The 15,734-nt window shown below is 62.8% G+C and carries 16 protein-coding genes; 11 read left to right on the plus strand and 5 right to left on the minus strand.

The window, feature by feature from the left end; translation table 11 throughout:
* Positions 1–23: 23 nt before the first annotated feature.
* Positions 24–917, minus strand: coding sequence for a LysR family transcriptional regulator (locus tag A462_RS18215; RefSeq protein WP_008434634.1), 894 nt, complete (start codon positions 915–917; stop codon positions 24–26).
* A 117-nt stretch (positions 918–1,034) separates the two neighbouring features.
* Between A462_RS18215 and A462_RS18210 the strand changes: the two genes are divergently transcribed.
* Complete coding sequence (locus A462_RS18210; protein ID WP_008434637.1) at positions 1,035–1,475, plus strand: GFA family protein; 441 nt, start codon at positions 1,035–1,037, stop codon at positions 1,473–1,475.
* A gap of 101 nt (positions 1,476–1,576) precedes the next feature.
* On the opposite strand, the gene A462_RS18205 is transcribed toward A462_RS18210, so the two are convergent.
* Positions 1,577–2,182, minus strand: a complete 606-nt coding sequence (locus A462_RS18205; protein WP_008434639.1) for a histidine phosphatase family protein — start codon at positions 2,180–2,182, stop codon at positions 1,577–1,579.
* A gap of 138 nt (positions 2,183–2,320) precedes the next feature.
* On the opposite strand from A462_RS18205, the gene A462_RS18200 reads away from it, so the two are divergent.
* The gene (locus A462_RS18200; RefSeq protein ID WP_008434641.1) at positions 2,321–3,274 is read left to right on the plus strand and encodes an aliphatic sulfonate ABC transporter substrate-binding protein; all 954 of its coding nucleotides are present in this window, start codon (positions 2,321–2,323) and stop codon (positions 3,272–3,274) included.
* Positions 3,275–3,414: 140 nt separating this feature from the next.
* On the opposite strand, the gene A462_RS18195 is transcribed toward A462_RS18200, so the two are convergent.
* Together A462_RS18195 and rpiB are read right to left on the minus strand one after the other, a co-directional pair.
* The gene (locus A462_RS18195) at positions 3,415–4,395 is read right to left on the minus strand and encodes a sugar-binding transcriptional regulator (RefSeq protein ID WP_003215718.1); all 981 of its coding nucleotides are present in this window, start codon (positions 4,393–4,395) and stop codon (positions 3,415–3,417) included.
* 63 nt (positions 4,396–4,458) lie between these two features.
* The gene (rpiB, locus tag A462_RS18190; protein WP_003215716.1) at positions 4,459–4,920 is read right to left on the minus strand and encodes a ribose 5-phosphate isomerase B; all 462 of its coding nucleotides are present in this window, start codon (positions 4,918–4,920) and stop codon (positions 4,459–4,461) included.
* A 284-nt stretch (positions 4,921–5,204) separates the two neighbouring features.
* On the opposite strand from rpiB, the gene A462_RS18185 reads away from it, so the two are divergent.
* The 7 genes from A462_RS18185 to dhaL all read left to right on the plus strand — a co-directional run bounded on the left by A462_RS18185 (position 5,205) and on the right by dhaL (position 12,515).
* The gene (locus A462_RS18185) at positions 5,205–6,692 is read left to right on the plus strand and encodes a sugar ABC transporter ATP-binding protein (protein WP_008434644.1); all 1,488 of its coding nucleotides are present in this window, start codon (positions 5,205–5,207) and stop codon (positions 6,690–6,692) included.
* Positions 6,689–7,678, plus strand: a complete 990-nt coding sequence (locus tag A462_RS18180) for an ABC transporter permease (RefSeq protein ID WP_003215711.1) — start codon at positions 6,689–6,691, stop codon at positions 7,676–7,678. Before A462_RS18185 ends, A462_RS18180 begins: the two co-directional genes overlap by 4 nt.
* A gap of 39 nt (positions 7,679–7,717) precedes the next feature.
* Entirely contained in the window at positions 7,718–8,725 is a 1,008-nt protein-coding gene (locus A462_RS18175) for a substrate-binding domain-containing protein (RefSeq protein ID WP_008434646.1), read from the plus strand.
* 151 nt (positions 8,726–8,876) lie between these two features.
* Positions 8,877–9,632 (plus strand): SDR family oxidoreductase, encoded by a 756-nt coding sequence (locus tag A462_RS18170; protein ID WP_008434650.1) that lies wholly within the window; start codon positions 8,877–8,879, stop codon positions 9,630–9,632.
* Positions 9,633–9,660: 28 nt separating this feature from the next.
* The gene (locus A462_RS18165) at positions 9,661–10,776 is read left to right on the plus strand and encodes an erythritol/L-threitol dehydrogenase (protein WP_008434653.1); all 1,116 of its coding nucleotides are present in this window, start codon (positions 9,661–9,663) and stop codon (positions 10,774–10,776) included.
* An 89-nt stretch (positions 10,777–10,865) separates the two neighbouring features.
* On the plus strand, positions 10,866–11,867 hold the full coding sequence (locus tag A462_RS18160; RefSeq protein WP_003215684.1) for a dihydroxyacetone kinase subunit DhaK: 1,002 nt from the start codon (positions 10,866–10,868) through the stop codon (positions 11,865–11,867).
* Positions 11,868–11,870: 3 nt separating this feature from the next.
* Positions 11,871–12,515, plus strand: a complete 645-nt coding sequence (gene dhaL, locus A462_RS18155) for a dihydroxyacetone kinase subunit DhaL (protein WP_003215682.1) — start codon at positions 11,871–11,873, stop codon at positions 12,513–12,515.
* Positions 12,516–12,656: 141 nt separating this feature from the next.
* Here the strand turns inward: dhaL and A462_RS18150 are convergent, their stop codons facing one another.
* Positions 12,657–13,538 (minus strand): LysR family transcriptional regulator, encoded by an 882-nt coding sequence (locus A462_RS18150; protein ID WP_008434657.1) that lies wholly within the window; start codon positions 13,536–13,538, stop codon positions 12,657–12,659.
* A 103-nt stretch (positions 13,539–13,641) separates the two neighbouring features.
* Here A462_RS18150 and A462_RS18145 point away from each other — a divergent pair, with 103 nt between their 5' ends.
* Together A462_RS18145 and A462_RS18140 are read left to right on the plus strand one after the other, a co-directional pair.
* Positions 13,642–14,127, plus strand: coding sequence for a GlcG/HbpS family heme-binding protein (locus tag A462_RS18145; protein WP_008434658.1), 486 nt, complete (start codon positions 13,642–13,644; stop codon positions 14,125–14,127).
* Positions 14,124–15,653 (plus strand): MFS transporter, encoded by a 1,530-nt coding sequence (locus tag A462_RS18140; protein ID WP_008434660.1) that lies wholly within the window; start codon positions 14,124–14,126, stop codon positions 15,651–15,653. The genes A462_RS18145 and A462_RS18140 overlap by 4 nt, the downstream gene beginning before the upstream one ends.
* Positions 15,654–15,734: the final 81 nt, after the last annotated feature.

Raw genomic sequence — 15,734 nt, forward strand, 5'->3', positions numbered from 1 at the left:
GCATTGTTGGTTGACGCGTTGCGTTATCGCGGCTGAAAGAAGTCCGTCAGGGCCGCGCCCAAGCCATCGAACACCACGGCGATGCGCGGAACCTTGCGCATGTCCTGATGCATGGCGATCCACACGTCAACCTTGAAATCCACCTGCGCGGGCAACACCCGCACCAGCCCGTGACGTTGTGCCACCTGGGCTGAACACACGCCGATCCCAAGCCCCGCACGCAGAGCGGCCAACTGCGCGAGGTGATCGTCGGTGCGAATCACCGTACTGGGCGCCGAACAGTCGAAACCGCGCTCACCCAGGAATTCGATCTCCAGCAAGTTGCGGTCCGGCCCGATCAGCGGGTAGCCGTGCAATTGCGCAACGGTGTCCGGCGTGCCCTGCTCTGCCAACAGGTCGGGTGCGGCGTACAACCCTACGTGAAGGTCGCCGACCTTGCGCGCGACCACCGTGGATTCGACCGGACGACGGATGCGTACGGCGACGTCGGCCTCTTGCCGGGCAAGCGCCTGCAGCCGATTGGATACGCTCAGCTCGATGGCCAATTGCGGATGATCACGGCGCAGGCTGCGCAACATGGGCGGCAGCACTTCAACGCCCAGCAGCTTGCCGCTGGTGAGCCGCACCGTGCCGCCGGCGAGGGCCGTGTCGGCCGAGGCTGCGCGGCTGAAGGCGTTGGCGGCAACGGCCATCGCTTCAACGTGGCTGATCAGGTCCTTGGCCGTGTCGGTGGGCAACAGCCCGGCGGGTGAGCGGATAAACAGGCTGACCCCGACGCTCTGCTCCAGGGCCTCGATCCGTCGCCGCGCGGTGGCCTGGGCAATCCCCAGCAAACGGGCCGCGCCCGACAGGCTGCCGGTGCGCAACACGGCGAGGAAGGCGCGCTGGGTTTCCCATTGGAGTTGCGGGGCGTTCATACATTTCCTGTGAGCCGCTGGGCAGTTTTGGCGGATGTTCTTTGTTCGGGGGCTGCGGCATGCTGGCGAGCATAACCGATGGGGCTTTCGCCCTCACTTTGCACAGGATCGTTTTTGATGACACTCACGGGCCAATGTCGCTGCACCCGCGTGACCTACACCCTCGATACCGACGCGCCGCTGGCGGTGTATGCCTGCCATTGCCGCCACTGCCAGACCTGGAGCGGCAGCGCGTTTGCCCTGCATGCGCTGTTGCCGGCGGATGCGCTGCGGGTTGAAGGTTCGCTGACGGAATATGCCTATGACGTTGATGGGCAGCGCTCGGAACATCGGTTGTGCGGGGTGTGCCATACGCGGATCTGCAACACCACGACGGCCGCGCCGGGGTTGGTTGTGCTGCGGGTCGGGACACTGGATGAGAGCCCGTCCGTGCAGCCGGTGGCGCATATCTGGCTGCGGCACAAGCAGCCGTGGGTAACGCTGGTGGAGGGTGTTCCGACCTGGCCGGAAAGCCCTACGCCCCAGGCGTTTGCGCAGGCGTTGAGCGTTCCCCTGTAGACATGACTCACACCCACACTGTGGCGAGGGAGCTTGCTCCCGCTGGGTTGCGCAGCAACCCCAAAAGCATTGACCGGCCCATCCTGAAAGACCGCAGAGGCCTACCAGGGGGCGCTTCGCACCCCAACGGGAGCAAGCTCCCTCGCCACATTGGGCTCTGTGGCGATGTTGAGACTCAGCACTTCGCCATTGCGCAACTGCCAGGCGAAGAAGTCTGAGAAATCATCGCGAACCAATGCGCGAATCGCCTTGGCGACAACCCCATGGGCAACCAGCACCACCACCTGTTGCCCATGGTTCACCAGCAACTGATTCAATCCGCCCCGGATGCGCTCGACGAACTGCGAGATTGACTCACCGTCCGTGGGTGCCCGCTCCCATTGCCGGGTAATATTCTGCGCCCAAAGGTCGGGATAACGCTGCGCCGCCTCCGCCTGGGTCAGTCCCTCAAACACCCCCACGCCGCGCTCACGAAACGCATCCAGCGTAGGCAGTTGCAGCCCATCATCCGCAAACACAATGGCCGCCGTTTGCTGAGCCCTGCGCAGCGGCGAGACGATGACGGCGTCGATCTGCGCCGGCAATTTTTCCCGCAACTCCCGCGCCTGCAGCACGCCCCGTTCGTTGAGATCAATGTCCAGCGAGCCCTGGTAACGCCCCTCGGCATTGGCTTGAGTTTCGCCGTGACGAACAACATACAACTGCATACCGCCCTCCTTCATCCTGACGCTGAAAGGCCGCGAACGGCGCACCCGATAAAGGCCTAAGCTAAGATCGAAAAATTATTTATCGAATGTTTTTTAGAACAATAAGCTCACCTTAATCCATTAAGAGTCGAGCACGCCATGCCCCAGTTTTCGCTCCATCGCCTTTTCATCGCAGGCCTTGCCACACTGGGCCTCTGCACCGCCCTGAACGCTCAGGCCGAGGAAACCGTACGCATCGGCTACCAGAAATCCTCGACCCTGATCACCTTGCTGAAAACCCAGGGCACCCTGGAAAAAGCCCTCAAGGCCGACGGCATCGACGTCACCTGGCACGAGTTCCCCAGTGGCCTGCCGCTGCTGGAAGCACTCAACGTCGGTAACGTGGATATCAGCGCTGACGTGGCCGACACCGTACCGATCTTCGCCCAGGCCGCCCAGGCCAAGCTCACCTACTTCGCCCAGGAAGCGCCCTCGCCCCAAGCCCAGGCGATCGTGGTGCGCAAGGACTCGCCGATTCAGCAACTGGCGGACTTGAAAGGCAAGAAAATCGCCGTGACCAAGGCCGCCGGCACTCACTATTTATTGATCGCTGCCTTGAACAAGGCGGGGCTGGCCTTCTCCGATATCGAGCCGGCGTACCTGACGCCCGCCGATGGCCGCGCTGCATTTGAAAACAACAAGGTTGATGCCTGGGTCACGTGGGAACCGTTCCTCACCAGCGTGCAGCGCCAACTGCCCACCCGCACCCTTGCGGACGGTACCGGGCTGGCCAGCTACAAGCGCTATTACCTGACGGTTACGCCCTACGCCAAGGCGCATCCCGAAGTGCTGAAGCTGGTGTACGAGCAGTTGCACCAGGCTGGCGAGTGGGTGAAGAGCCACCCGCGTGATGCCGCGAAAGTGCTGGGGCCATTGTGGGGCAACCTGGATGTGGAGACTGTCGAGGCCGCCAATGCTCATCGCAGCTATGAGGTGCAACCGGTGACGCTGGATCAGTTGGGGGAACAGCAGAAAATTGCGGATGCGTTCTTCAAGGCGGGGTTGTTGCCCAAGGCGGTGGATGCGCAGGATGTGCAGGTGTGGAAACCCTGAGGCAGTCAACTGTGGGAGCCGGGCTTGTCCGCGATGCAGACAACCCGGTACTCCAGTCATACCGCGGTGATGCCATCGCAGCCTCGCCAAGGCTCGACAGCTCCCACAGGTGATGTTCAGGGCCTGGACTATCGGCGGTGTCAGCTTTTACGCGTCGCGTCATCCAGCGCAAGGATGGTGTGAGCATTGGTCACCGTGGTCGCCAGGGTATTGATCACTCCCGAACGCAACGCCCCCAGCGTTGCCGCCGCCTTGGTGTTTTCACTGGCAATCGCCACCACATCCGGAATCCGAAACAGCTCCTGCACCGTCAACCCGATCACCCGCCCCTGAATCGCGTTGACCGCCGGCTGGCCATGAATGTCGATGAAGTCATAACCCATCATGTCCCCCACGGTGCCGGACAACCGCGCCTGTGCAATTTCCTGGGGCGAAAACCACCCCATGCGCACCATGTTGCTGTTTTCACTCATGTCACCGATGCCGATCAACGCCATGTCCGCACGGCGGGCACGGTCAAGCGTGGAACGCACCGTATCGTTGCTGATCAACACCCCACGCAGTTCCGGATTGGCCACCAGCGCCGGGGCGTACAGGCTTTCACTCTCGCCACCAAACCGCAGGGCCAGGCGCCGGCAAATGTGGTCGGGGTTCATGTATTCACCCGCCTTGAGCGAACCGCCAATCGCGCACACAAACGTACAGTTGCGGGTCACCGGCAAAAACACATTATCGGCCACCGCACCGACGTTACGCCCCATGCCGACCGCGACGATCATGCCGTCACTGAGGGTTTTGTTCAGGTAGTTGGCCACCAGGCTCGCCACCGCCGAGCGCTGGGTGTCCGGGTCGCTGTGGTCCACCGCAATCAAAGCGCGGTCCAGCTGGAAGCGCTCCACCAGCGCCTGTTCCAGCTCGTTGTTCATCGCCGGGTGCTGCAACACCCGCACCTCGACAATCCCTTCATCCCGTGCGCGTTTGAGCAGGCGGCTGACTTTTGCCCGGGACAGGTCGAAGCGCTTGGCGATGGCTTCCTGAGTGACGTTCTCAAGGTAATAGAGCATCGCCACTTCGGTCATCAGGTCGATGTCGCTGGCGATGCGCTGGGTACTGTCACTCATGGGCACGGGCTTCCGTTTCGGTGTCAAAGGCGCATTCTCCCGACTCTTGCCCCGTTCCGTCCACTACTGATGCCCGTCACGCTCGATCGCGTTGATGCGGTCGACCTTGGCCCCGGAACGCGCGGCTTCGAACTCCGACTCCAGGAACGACTTGACGATGCTCTTGGCCAGCTCCGCGCCGATCACCCGTGCACCGATGGACAGGATCTGCGCATCGTTGCTCTTGCGTGCCCGCTCCGCCGAATAGGTGTCATGGGCCTGGGCCGCACGAATCCCCAGGACTTTGTTGGCCGAGATGGCCATGCCGATGCCAGTGCCGCACACCAGCACGCCCAAGCGTTGCTCGCCGGCATTGATCGCCGTGGCCACCGCCAGGGCAATGTCCGGGTACAGCACCGGCGCCGTGGAATGGGTGCCGAAGTCCGTCACCGGGTAACCCAGCGCCTCGATATGGCGCTTCAACAGTTCTTTGAGCTCATAACCCGCTTCATCGCATCCGATAGCCACCGGGAAAGGTGTGTTCATGGCGTTTGGCTCCGCTGCCGTTTTGGGTGCTGGAGAGTGATCATATGATCACTCTGTGAAATTTAGCTCAGTCATTTCTCGGATATTCCAGTCGCCCTGTCAAGCAGGATTTAGCTGACCTTCCAGTCAAAGCCCTCTAAACCGGCTTACTTTGCGCAAATCCATCCATTTACAACTTTTCAGTGAAAGAGATTGACTGATCAGAATTTCATTTGATACACATATGCTCACAGCGAAACATGACTGTGCGACCTAATAAGAATTCACAGCACGAGGACACGCCGATGGCCACGCCATTACTGCTCCAGGCTGAACACGTCGCCAAGGCTTACGCCGGGATTCCTGCCCTGCGTGAGGGGCGCCTCTCTCTGCGGGCCGGCAGCGTCCACGCCCTGTGCGGCGGCAATGGCGCAGGCAAATCGACTTTCCTGAGCATCCTGATGGGCATCACCCAGCGTGACGCCGGGACCATCCTGCTCAACGGCTCCCCCGTCCAGTTCAACCGCCCCAGCGAAGCACTCGCGGCGGGGATCGCGATGATCACCCAGGAGCTGGAACCCATCCCCTACATGACCGTCGCCGAAAACATCTGGCTGGGCCGCGAACCGTGCCGCGCCGGCTGCATCGTCGACAGCAAGGAGCTCAACCGGCGCACTCGCGAACTGCTGGAAGGCCTGGAGTTCGACGTCGACGCCACCAGCCCCATGCATCGCCTGAGCGTGGCGCAGATCCAGCTGGTGGAGATCGCCAAGGCGTTCAGCCACGACTGCCAGGTGATGATCATGGACGAGCCCACCTCGGCCATCGGCGAGCGTGAGGCCGAAACCCTGTTCAAGGCGATCCGCCGCCTCACCGCCCGTGGTGCCGGCATCATCTATGTGTCGCACCGCCTCAGTGAACTGGCGCAGATTGCCGACGACTACAGCATCTTTCGCGACGGCGCCTTCGTTGAGACCGGGCGCATGGCCGATATCGACCGCGCCCACCTGGTGCGCGGCATCGTCGGCCAGGAACTGACCCGCATCGACCACAAGGTCGGCCGCGAATGCGCCGCCGAATGCTGCCTGGACGTCGACAGCCTGAGCCGCGCCGGCGAGTTCCAGGACATCAGCCTGCAACTGCGCCAGGGCGAGATTCTCGGCATCTACGGGCTGATGGGCTCGGGCCGCAGCGAATTCCTCAACTGCATCTACGGCCTCACCACGCCGGACTCCGGCAGCGTGACCCTGCAAGGCAAACCGATGCCCATCGGCCTGCCCAAGGCAACGATCCAGGCCGGCATGTCACTGGTCACCGAAGACCGCAAGGACAGCGGCCTGGTGCTCAGCGGCAGCATCCTCTCGAACATCGCATTGTCGGCGTACAAGCAGCTGTCGAGCTGGTCGCTGATCAATGCCCGCAAGGAAAACCAACTGGCCCAGGACATGGTCAAGCGCCTGCAGATCAAGACCACTTCCCTGGACCTGCCGGTGGAATCCATGAGCGGCGGCAACCAGCAGAAAGTAGTGCTCGCCAAATGCCTGTCGACCCAGCCGATCTGCCTGCTGTGCGATGAGCCGACCCGGGGCATCGATGAAGGCGCCAAGCAGGAGATCTATCACCTGCTGGACCAGTTCGTGCGCGCCGGCGGCGCGGCAATTGTGGTGTCGTCCGAAGCCCCGGAATTGCTGCACCTGAGTGACCGTATTGCCGTGTTCAAAGGCGGAAGGCTGGTGACCATCAGCAGCGATACCGCCCTTTCCCAGGAAGCCTTGTTGAGTCTTGCCTCATGAATGCCAAATCACTTTCTACACCTGCAGCCGCCCCCGTCACGACCGCACCCCGCAGTCGCCTGCGCCTGTCCCTCGACCGCTTCGGCCTGCCGCTGGTGTTCATCCTCCTGTGCCTGGTGATGGCCTTCGCCAGCGAATACTTCATGACCTGGCGCAACTGGATGGACATCCTGCGCCAGACCTCGATCAACGGGATCCTCGCCGTGGGCATGACCTACGTGATCCTGACCAAGGGCATCGACCTGTCGGTGGGCTCGATCCTGGCCTTTGCCGGGCTGTGCAGCGCCATGGTCGCGACCCAGGGCTATGGCGTGCTCGCGGCAGTCAGCGCCGGGATGTTCGCCGGGGCGATGCTCGGGGTGGTGAACGGCTTTATGGTCGCCAACCTGTCGATCCCGCCCTTTGTCGCGACCCTGGGCATGTTGAGCATTGCCCGGGGCATGACCTTCATCTTGAACGACGGTAGCCCGATCACTGACCTGCCCGACGCCTACCTGGCGCTGGGTATCGGCAAGATCGGCCCGATCGGTGTGCCGATCGTGATCTTCGCCGTGGTCGCGCTGATCTTCTGGATGGTACTGCGCTACACCACCTACGGCCGCTATGTGTACGCGGTGGGTGGCAACGAGAAGAGCGCGCGCACCTCCGGGATCGGCGTGCGCAAGGTGATGTTTTCGGTGTACGTGGTCTCGGGCCTGCTCGCCGGGCTGGCCGGTGTGGTGCTGTCGGCGCGCACCACCTCTGCCCTGCCCCAGGCCGGCACTTCGTATGAGCTGGATGCGATTGCCGCCGTGGTAATCGGCGGCACCAGCCTGTCGGGCGGTACCGGCACGATTGTCGGCACGCTGTTTGGCGCATTGCTGATCGGCGTGATCAACAACGGCCTGAACCTGCTCGGCGTGTCCTCCTATTACCAGCAGGTCGCCAAGGGCCTGATCATCGTGTTCGCAGTGCTGATTGACGTGTGGCGCAAGAAGAAACGCTAGTTCTGAAAACTACCACTACAACAATAACGGAGTTCTCTCATGAAACCTGGTACGACTTTGGCCGCCGTCGCGGCAATCTCCCTGCTCGCCAGCAGTGTCACCCTGGCCGCCGATGGCAAGACCTACAAGATCGGCGCCGCCGTGTACGGGCTCAAGGGCCAGTTCATGCAGAACTGGGTGCGCGAGCTGAAGGAACACCCCGCAGTCAAGGACGGCACCGTGCAGTTGACCGTGTTCGACGGCAACTATGACGCACTGACCCAGAACAACCAGATTGAAAACATGGTGACCCAGCACTACGACGCGATCCTGTTTGTGCCGATCGACACCAAGGCCGGCGTCGGCACCGTGAAGGCCGCCATGAGCAATGACGTGGTGGTGATCGCCTCCAACACCAAGGTGGCGGACGCCAACGTGCCTTATGTTGGCAACGATGACGTGGAAGGCGGTCGCCTGCAGGCCCAGGCCATGGTCGACAAACTCAAGGGCCGCGGCAACGTGGTGATCATCCAGGGGCCGATTGGCCAGTCGGCGCAGATCGACCGCGAAAAGGGCGAGATGGAAGTACTGGGCAAGCACCCGGACATCAAGATCATCGAGAAGAAAACCGCCAACTGGGACCGCGCCCAGGCCCTGGCCCTGACCGAAGACTGGCTGAACGCACACCCCAAGGGCATCAACGGGGTGATCGCGCAAAACGATGACATGGCCCTCGGTGCGGTGCAGGCGTTGAAGTCCCATGGGCTGACGTCCAAGGATGTGCCGGTGACGTCCATCGACGGCATGCCGGATGCGATCCAGGCGGCGAAGAAGGATGAAGTAACCACCTTCCTGCAGGACGCCCAGGCCCAGTCCCAAGGCGCGCTGGATGTGGCGCTGCGGGCGCTGGCCGGCAAGGATTACAAGCCGCAGTCGGTGATCTGGGAACGTTATGGCAAGGACGTGAAATGGGGTGACGGCACCGCCAGGAACTACATCCTGCCGTGGGTGCCGGTGACCAATGCGAATGCGGATGCGCTGTATCAGCAGGTGAGCGGTACGAAGTAAGTTTTGACTTGAAACCCGGTCAAGTGTGGGAGCGGGCTTGCTCGCGAAAGCGGTGGATCATTCAACAGATGTGCCACCTGATACACCGCTTTCGCGAGCAAGCCCGCTCCCACATTGGATCTCCACCGATCTGAAAAATGGAGTCATGTTCATGTCTGGATTCTGGAATCAAGCCTTCGACCTCACCGGCCGCTGCGCCGTGATCACCGGCGGGGCCGCCGGGATCGGTCTGGCTTGTGCCAGCCTGCTGGTGGAACGCGGCGCGCGGGTGGCCCTGCTGGACCGCGACCCGGCCGTGGTCGAAGTCGCCGCCAGCCTCGGCGCCGGGAACATCGGCATCGCCGTGGACCTGCGCCAACTTGACCAGGTGCACAGCACCGTCGATTACGTATTCGATCACTTCAAACGCCTGGATTACCTGGTCAACAGCGCCGGCGTGGCCCTGCTGGACAAGGCCCTGGACGTCAGTGAAAACGCCTGGGACACCACTCTCGACATCAACCTCAAGGCCAGTTTCTTCGTGGCCCAGGCCTGCGCCAGGCACATGCTGGCCCAGGGCAGCGGGCGCATCGTCAACCTCGCCTCCCAAGCGGCGGTGATCGGCCTGGACCGTCACGTCGCCTACTGCGCCAGCAAGGCCGCCGTGGTCGGCATGACCAAGGTGCTCGCCATGGAATGGGCGCCCCACATCAACGTCAACGCCATCTCCCCGACCATCGTCGAAACCGCCCTCGGCAAAAAGGCCTGGGCGGGCGAGCTGGGGGAACGGGCCAAATTGCAGATCCCGGCGGGCCGCTTTGCCCAGCCGGAAGAAATCGCCGGGCTGGCGTTGTACCTGCTCAGCGACGCCGCACAGATGATCACCGGGGAAAACGTGGTGATCGACGGTGGCTACAGCATCCAGTAATTGATCCTTTGTCGTGAGGTTTATCGTCATGTCTACCGTTACCGAACGCACTGCCGAACAACTGTCCCCCGTCATTCCGAAAACCATGCAGGCCGTGGTCTGTCACGGCCCCGAAGACTATCGCCTGGAGACCGTCGATGTGCCGACGCCCGGCCCCGACGAGATCCTCACCAAGGTCGAGCTGTGCGGCATCTGCATGGGCGACATCAAGACCTACCGCGGCGCGCCCTCGTTCTGGGGCGACGCCGAGCAGCCGCGCTACGTGAAGCCGCCGATGATTCCCGGCCACGAGTTTGTCTGCCGCGTGGTCGCCCTCGGCCCCGGCGCGGAAAAGCGCGGGGTGAAGGTCGGCGACCGGGTGATTTCCGAACAGATCGTGCCGTGCTGGGGCTGCCGCTTCTGCAACCACGGCCAGTACTGGATGTGCCAGAAACACGACTTGTACGGTTTCCAGAACAACGTCCAGGGCGCCATGGCCCAGTACATGATCTTCACCAAGGAAGGCATCATCCACAAAGTACCGGACTCGATTGCCCCGGACGAAGCCATCCTGATCGAACCCCTGGCCTGTTCGCTGCACGCGGCGGAACGGGCGAATGTGGATTTCGACGACATCGTGGTGGTGGCCGGCGCCGGCACCCTGGGCCTGGGGATCATCGGTGCGGTGCGCATGCGCAACCCGAAAAAGCTCATCGTGCTCGACATGAAACCCGAACGCGCTGCCCTCGCCCTGCGCATGGGCGCGGACGAAGTGTGGAACCCGGCCGAAGTCGACGTGATGGCGAAGATTCGCGAGATCACCGATGGCTACGGCTGCGACATCTACATCGAAGCCACCGGGCACCACAAGGCGGTGAACCAGGGCCTGGCGATGCTGCGCAAGCTGGGGCGCTTCGTGGAATTCAGCGTGTTCAACGACGAGGCCACGGTGGACTGGTCGATCATCGGTGACCGCAAGGAACTGGACGTGCTGGGCTCGCACCTCGGCCCGTACATGTACCCGCGCGCCATCGACTTTATCGGCAACCGCAAGATCGACATGCGCGACGTGGTGACCCACAAGTTTGCCCTGGCGGACTTCAAGGAAGCGTTTGCGGTGATGGAGCGCGGGGACAAGTCGCTTAAAGTCGTCCTGGAACCCTGATTGGCCCAATAACCCAAAACCCTGCGGGCGCCGGGCTCTTTGTGGGAGCTGGCTCCCACACCAAGAACAAGAACACAGGAAACCGCGTTATGAATCGAGTGATAAACGATCCCGACCAGGTGGTCGAGGACATGCTGCGGGGTATTCTGGTCGCGCACCCCGAGCTGCGCCAATACGAAACCAATCCCCGGGTGATCGGCAAGGCCAAGCCGTCACCACAGGGCCGGGTGGGCATCGTGACCGGCGGCGGTTCCGGCCATGAACCAGCGTTCCTCGGCTATGTCGGCCCGGGCCTGGTGGACGCCGTGGCCGTCGGCGAAATCTTCTCCTCGCCCACCGCCAAAAGCTTCTTCGACGCCTTCCGTGCCGCCGACCACGGCGCCGGGGTGGCGTGCCTGTACGGCAACTATGCCGGCGACAACATGAACGTGAAGCTGGCGATGAAGATGGCCGCCAGCAAGGACATGCGCATCCGCACCGTGGTCGCCAACGACGACGTGGCCTCGGCGCCCAAGGCCGACATCGCCAAGCGTCGCGGCGTGGCAGGCGAGATCTTCATGTGGAAGGTCGGCGGTGCAGCCGCGGCCCAGCATTACGACCTGGACGGGGTGATTCGTGTCGCCCAGAAGGCCGTCGACAATTGCCGCTCCATCGGCATCGGCCTCACGCCCTGCACCATCGCGGCAGTGGGCAAGCCGAACTTCCAGATTCCCGACGGGCAGATGGAGTTGGGCATCGGCCATCACGGCGAGCCGGGCATTGAAGTCATCCCGATCGAATCCGCCGAGGCCATGGCGGCCCGCATGCTCGCACCGATCCTCGCCGACCGCGACTTCAGCCAGGACGACAGCGTGGTGGTGCTGGTCTCGGGCCTGGGTGCGACGCCGGTGATGGAACTTTACATTTTCTACGCCGAGGTTGAACGTCAGCTGCAAGCCAGGGGCTTGAAGATTCACCGCTGCTACGTGGGCAACTACTTCACCTCCCTGGAAATGATGGGCGTGACCCTGACCTTACTGGGCCTGGACGCCGAGCTGAAATCCCTGATCGACCAACCCTGCCGTTCCATCGGCATGACCCAGGCGGACTAAACCATGAGCCAGCATTTCTCCACCCACGACGGCAGCGCCATCGTCGCCGACCTGGTGAGCGTGATCGTTGCCAACCGCGAATACCTGAGCGAAGTCGACGGCGCCATTGGCGATGGCGACCACGGCATCAACATGGCCAAGGGGTTCGCCCATTGCGGGCGCACGATTGAAGGCCGCCAGCTGACCCTGGCCGAAGCCCTGGATGAGTTGACACTGAGCCTGATGGAAGGCATCGGCGGCTCCATGGGGCCGCTGTATGGCAGCCTGTTTATCGGCATGGCGGATGAGGTGCGCGGCAGCGAACAGATTGACGCGGCGACCTTTGCCCATTTGCTGCGGGGCGGGCTGACCTCGTTGCAGGACATCACCGAAGCCGGCGTGGGTGACAAGTGTTTGATGGACACCTTGATTCCGGCGGTGGAGGCGTTTGAACAGGCCCATGGGTCAGGAGCGTCATTCAGCGATGCGCTGGAGGCGATGAAAAGTGCTGCTTCGCGGGGGCGGGATTCCACCAGGGATCTGGTGGCGAAGATTGGGCGTGCCAGCCGCCTGGGCGAGCGCTCGTTGGGCGTGCTGGATGCCGGGGCGGTATCGTGCTGCTTGATACTGACGCGATTGGCGGATTCGGTTCAACCGCGGTTGGTGTAGTGCTTGAAATGACCCCTTCGCGAGCAAGCCCGCTCCCACCTTCGACCGAATTCCATCTTTGGAATGCCGTCGAATGTGGGAGCGGGCTTGCTCGCGAAGGCAGCAACACACTTAACCCGTCAAGCACCTAACCCGCCGCGATCAAACCTTCAAACTGGCTACCTGCTTCACCTGCTCTATATACCGCGCCACCGCCGGCGCCTTTTCAAAGCGCCGGTAAATCAGCGACAACCAGGACGACGCCTCGCTGCCTTCAATGCTGCGGTACACGACATTCGGCAAGCTCACATGCCCCACCACCGACTCCGGCACCACCGCCACGCCCTGCCCCAGTGACACCAACGCAATCACCGCCACCAACCCACCCGGCTGCGGCCCCAGGCGCGGCGCATAACCACCCTGCGCCGCCACGTGCAGCGTGCCGCTGATCTGCTCGGGCAAGATAAACGTCTCGTTCTGCAGATGCTCGCAACTGATTGCCTTCAACCCCAGCAGCCACGAATCCTGGGGCAACGCCAACACAAACCCCTCACTGCTCAACCGCACCCCGTCGACTCCGTCAGGCAAGGTCATCGGCGAACGAATGTAGCCAATGTCGAAACGCCCCTCCGCCACCAGCCCCGGCAACGCCGCCATGGGACTCTCGCGCACGGTGAGGCTCACGTCCGGGCAGTCCGCGCAGAACGACTGCACCTGACGCTGCAACAACCCCGAATACACCGCCGACGCCACATAACCCAGTTCGATATGACCGATCTCGCCACGCCCGGCGCGCTGGGCATTGCGTTGGGCAAACTCGAACTGGCGCACGGTGGCCTCTGCCTCGATCAGCAAGGCCGCGCCCGCCTCGGTCAGGCTGACCTCGCGCTGGCGGCGGATAAACAAGCGCGTACCGAGGGTGGCTTCCATGTCCTGGATCTGCCGGCTCAGGGTCGGCGGCGCGATACCCAGCTGTTCGGCAGCACGGGTGAAATTGCGTTGCCGGGCAACCGCCAGGAAGTAGCGGAAATGACGTATTTCCATCACAGGATTAGCTCAAAGGTAATGAAGTTCTGTATGGCGCCTAACAAGGACGCCACCTGCCGGGGATAAGCTCGCGGTACGTTCACAGTAGAGAGGCTTTCCCATGTTCGTCAAATCATTGGTCCTGGTGCTTGCCGGTCTTTGCACCGTGCCCGCAGCGCTGGCCGGAGAAGCCCCGGCAAGCATTGCCCACAAGGCAATCCTGAGCCTGGCAGCGGCCCAGCAGATCGCCGCACACGCGCGCAAGGTCGCCGCCGACAAGGGCTGGCCCTGCGCCGTGGCCATCGTCGATGACGGTGGCTGGCCGATCCTGACGCTGCGCATGGATGGCGCTCCCGTGGTGGCCGGTATTGAGCTGGCCCAGGGCAAGGCGCGCACTTCCGCGCTCTTCAAGCGGCCGTCCGGGGATCTGGAAAACGCCATCAACAATGGCCGCCCGGCAGCCATCACCGCCGGCCTGTTGATGATGAAGGGCGCCCAGCCAATCATCCTTGAAGGCCAGGTAGTGGGCGCCATCGGCATTAGCGCAGATACTCCGGCCCACGATGACGAGATCGCCCTCGCGGCGGTGGCTTCGGTGCAACCATGAGCAAGGTCAGCCCGCGCCTGACGCTGCTGACCGCCTCCGGGGTCTGTTCGCTGATCGTGCTCGACACCAATATCGTCGCCGTGACCCTGCCGAGCATCGCCCGGGACCTGGGGGCGAATTTTGCCGATATCGAATGGGTGGTCAGCGCTTATATGCTGGCCTTCGCCGCCCTGTTATTGCCGGCCGGAAGCATTGCCGACCGCTTTGGCCGCAAGAAGACCCTGGTCTGGGGCCTGGGTATTTTCATCCTCGCCTCCCTCGGCTGCGGTGCGGCGCCGAATGCGTTGCTCCTGGATATCGCTCGCGCCGTCAAAGGTGTCGGCGCAGCGCTGCTGCTGACCTCGGCCCTGGCCTCCATCGGCCATACCTTCCATGACGAAGTGGAACGCGCCAAGGCCTGGGCCTTCTGGGGCGCGTGCATGGGCGTGGCGATGACCGCCGCACCGACCCTCGGCGGGTTGATTACCCAGTACCTGGGCTGGCGCTGGATTTTCTATCTGAATTTGCCGGTCGGCCTGGTGCTGATGGGACTGGTGCTGCGCGCGATTCCGGAATCCCGCGATGCCCAGGCTGCAAGGCTCGACCCTTGGGGCAGCCTGAGTTTCAGTGCCAGCCTGCTGTGCCTGATCTGGGGCTTGATCGAAGCCAACCGTATCGGCTGGGACAACCCGCTGACTTATGCGCGGCTGCTGGGAGGCGCTGCGTTGCTGGGTGTTTTTGTACTCGCCGAACGCCTGCAACAGCGGCCCATGGTCGACCTGCAACTGTTCAGGCACCCGCGCTTTATCGGTGCACTGCTGGGGATGTTCGCCTACGCCGGCTGTGCCCAGGTGATGATGACGCTGCTGCCGTTCTACCTGCAAAACGGCCTGGGCTTCTCCGCGATTGCCTCCGGGCTGGGCATGTTGCCGTTTGCCTTGACCATGTTGATTTGTCCGCGGATAGGCGCCCGACTGGCTAGCCGTTTTGCCCCGGCAACGATGATGGCGACGGGGCTGGCGCTGGTGGGGTGCGGCAACCTGCTGAGTGCCTGGGCGGTCAATATCGGCGGCTATCTGCCGTTCGCCCTGGCGATTGCCGTCACGGGGGCCGGCGCGGGATTGCTCAATGGCGATACGCAGAAAAACATCATGGCTTGCGTGCCACGGGACCGCGCGGGGATGGCGTCGGGCATGAGCACCACCATGCGCTTCAGCGCGATCATGTTGGCGATTGGGGTGTATGGGGCGTTGTTGAGCAGCCATAGCGAACAGTTGCTGCACACGAGCATCGGCTCCCAGTGGCAGGAACAGGCGGCAGGGATTGCTTCACGGGTAGTGGCTGGCGATATGCCCGCGGCCATGGCGTTGCTGCCTGAAACGGCACGAGGGATGGTGCAGCCACTGGCGCGGCAGGCGTTCGTCGGCGGGTTCAGCGTGGTGCTATGGGTGGCGGGGTTGTTGGGTTTGCTGGGGGCGTTGGTGGTGGGATCGTTGATGCGGCATCCCATACCGGCGGTGCCGCAGGCCTCTTTACTGACTCGATAATGCGACCACCACGACCCAATGTGGGAGCGGGCTTGCTCGCGAATGCGGTGGGTCAGTCAATACATCTGTGACTGATCCACC

Origin of the sequence: Pseudomonas sp. Ag1, assembly GCF_000278565.1 — a bacterium.
GTDB lineage: Bacteria > Pseudomonadota > Gammaproteobacteria > Pseudomonadales > Pseudomonadaceae > Aquipseudomonas.

Excerpts from the sequence above, each read along its gene's own strand:
- rpiB (WP_003215716.1), bottom strand. The coding sequence starts at position 4,920 with ATGAACACACCTTTCCCGGTGGCTATCGGATGCGATGAAGCGGGTTAT.
- A462_RS18165 (WP_008434653.1), top strand. The coding sequence starts at position 9,661 with ATGTCTACCGTTACCGAACGCACTGCCGAACAACTGTCCCCCGTCATT.
- A462_RS18185 (WP_008434644.1), top strand. The coding sequence starts at position 5,205 with ATGGCCACGCCATTACTGCTCCAGGCTGAACACGTCGCCAAGGCTTAC.
- A462_RS18200 (WP_008434641.1), top strand. The coding sequence starts at position 2,321 with ATGCCCCAGTTTTCGCTCCATCGCCTTTTCATCGCAGGCCTTGCCACA.
- A462_RS18145 (WP_008434658.1), top strand. The coding sequence starts at position 13,642 with ATGTTCGTCAAATCATTGGTCCTGGTGCTTGCCGGTCTTTGCACCGTG.
- A462_RS18170 (WP_008434650.1), top strand. The coding sequence starts at position 8,877 with ATGTCTGGATTCTGGAATCAAGCCTTCGACCTCACCGGCCGCTGCGCC.
- A462_RS18150 (WP_008434657.1), bottom strand. The coding sequence starts at position 13,538 with ATGGAAATACGTCATTTCCGCTACTTCCTGGCGGTTGCCCGGCAACGC.
- A462_RS18215 (WP_008434634.1), bottom strand. The coding sequence starts at position 917 with ATGAACGCCCCGCAACTCCAATGGGAAACCCAGCGCGCCTTCCTCGCC.
- A462_RS18180 (WP_003215711.1), top strand. The coding sequence starts at position 6,689 with ATGAATGCCAAATCACTTTCTACACCTGCAGCCGCCCCCGTCACGACC.
- A462_RS18140 (WP_008434660.1), top strand. The coding sequence starts at position 14,124 with ATGAGCAAGGTCAGCCCGCGCCTGACGCTGCTGACCGCCTCCGGGGTC.
- A462_RS18210 (WP_008434637.1), top strand. The coding sequence starts at position 1,035 with ATGACACTCACGGGCCAATGTCGCTGCACCCGCGTGACCTACACCCTC.
- A462_RS18205 (WP_008434639.1), bottom strand. The coding sequence starts at position 2,182 with ATGCAGTTGTATGTTGTTCGTCACGGCGAAACTCAAGCCAATGCCGAG.
- A462_RS18175 (WP_008434646.1), top strand. The coding sequence starts at position 7,718 with ATGAAACCTGGTACGACTTTGGCCGCCGTCGCGGCAATCTCCCTGCTC.
- A462_RS18195 (WP_003215718.1), bottom strand. The coding sequence starts at position 4,395 with ATGAGTGACAGTACCCAGCGCATCGCCAGCGACATCGACCTGATGACC.
- dhaL (WP_003215682.1), top strand. The coding sequence starts at position 11,871 with ATGAGCCAGCATTTCTCCACCCACGACGGCAGCGCCATCGTCGCCGAC.
- A462_RS18160 (WP_003215684.1), top strand. The coding sequence starts at position 10,866 with ATGAATCGAGTGATAAACGATCCCGACCAGGTGGTCGAGGACATGCTG.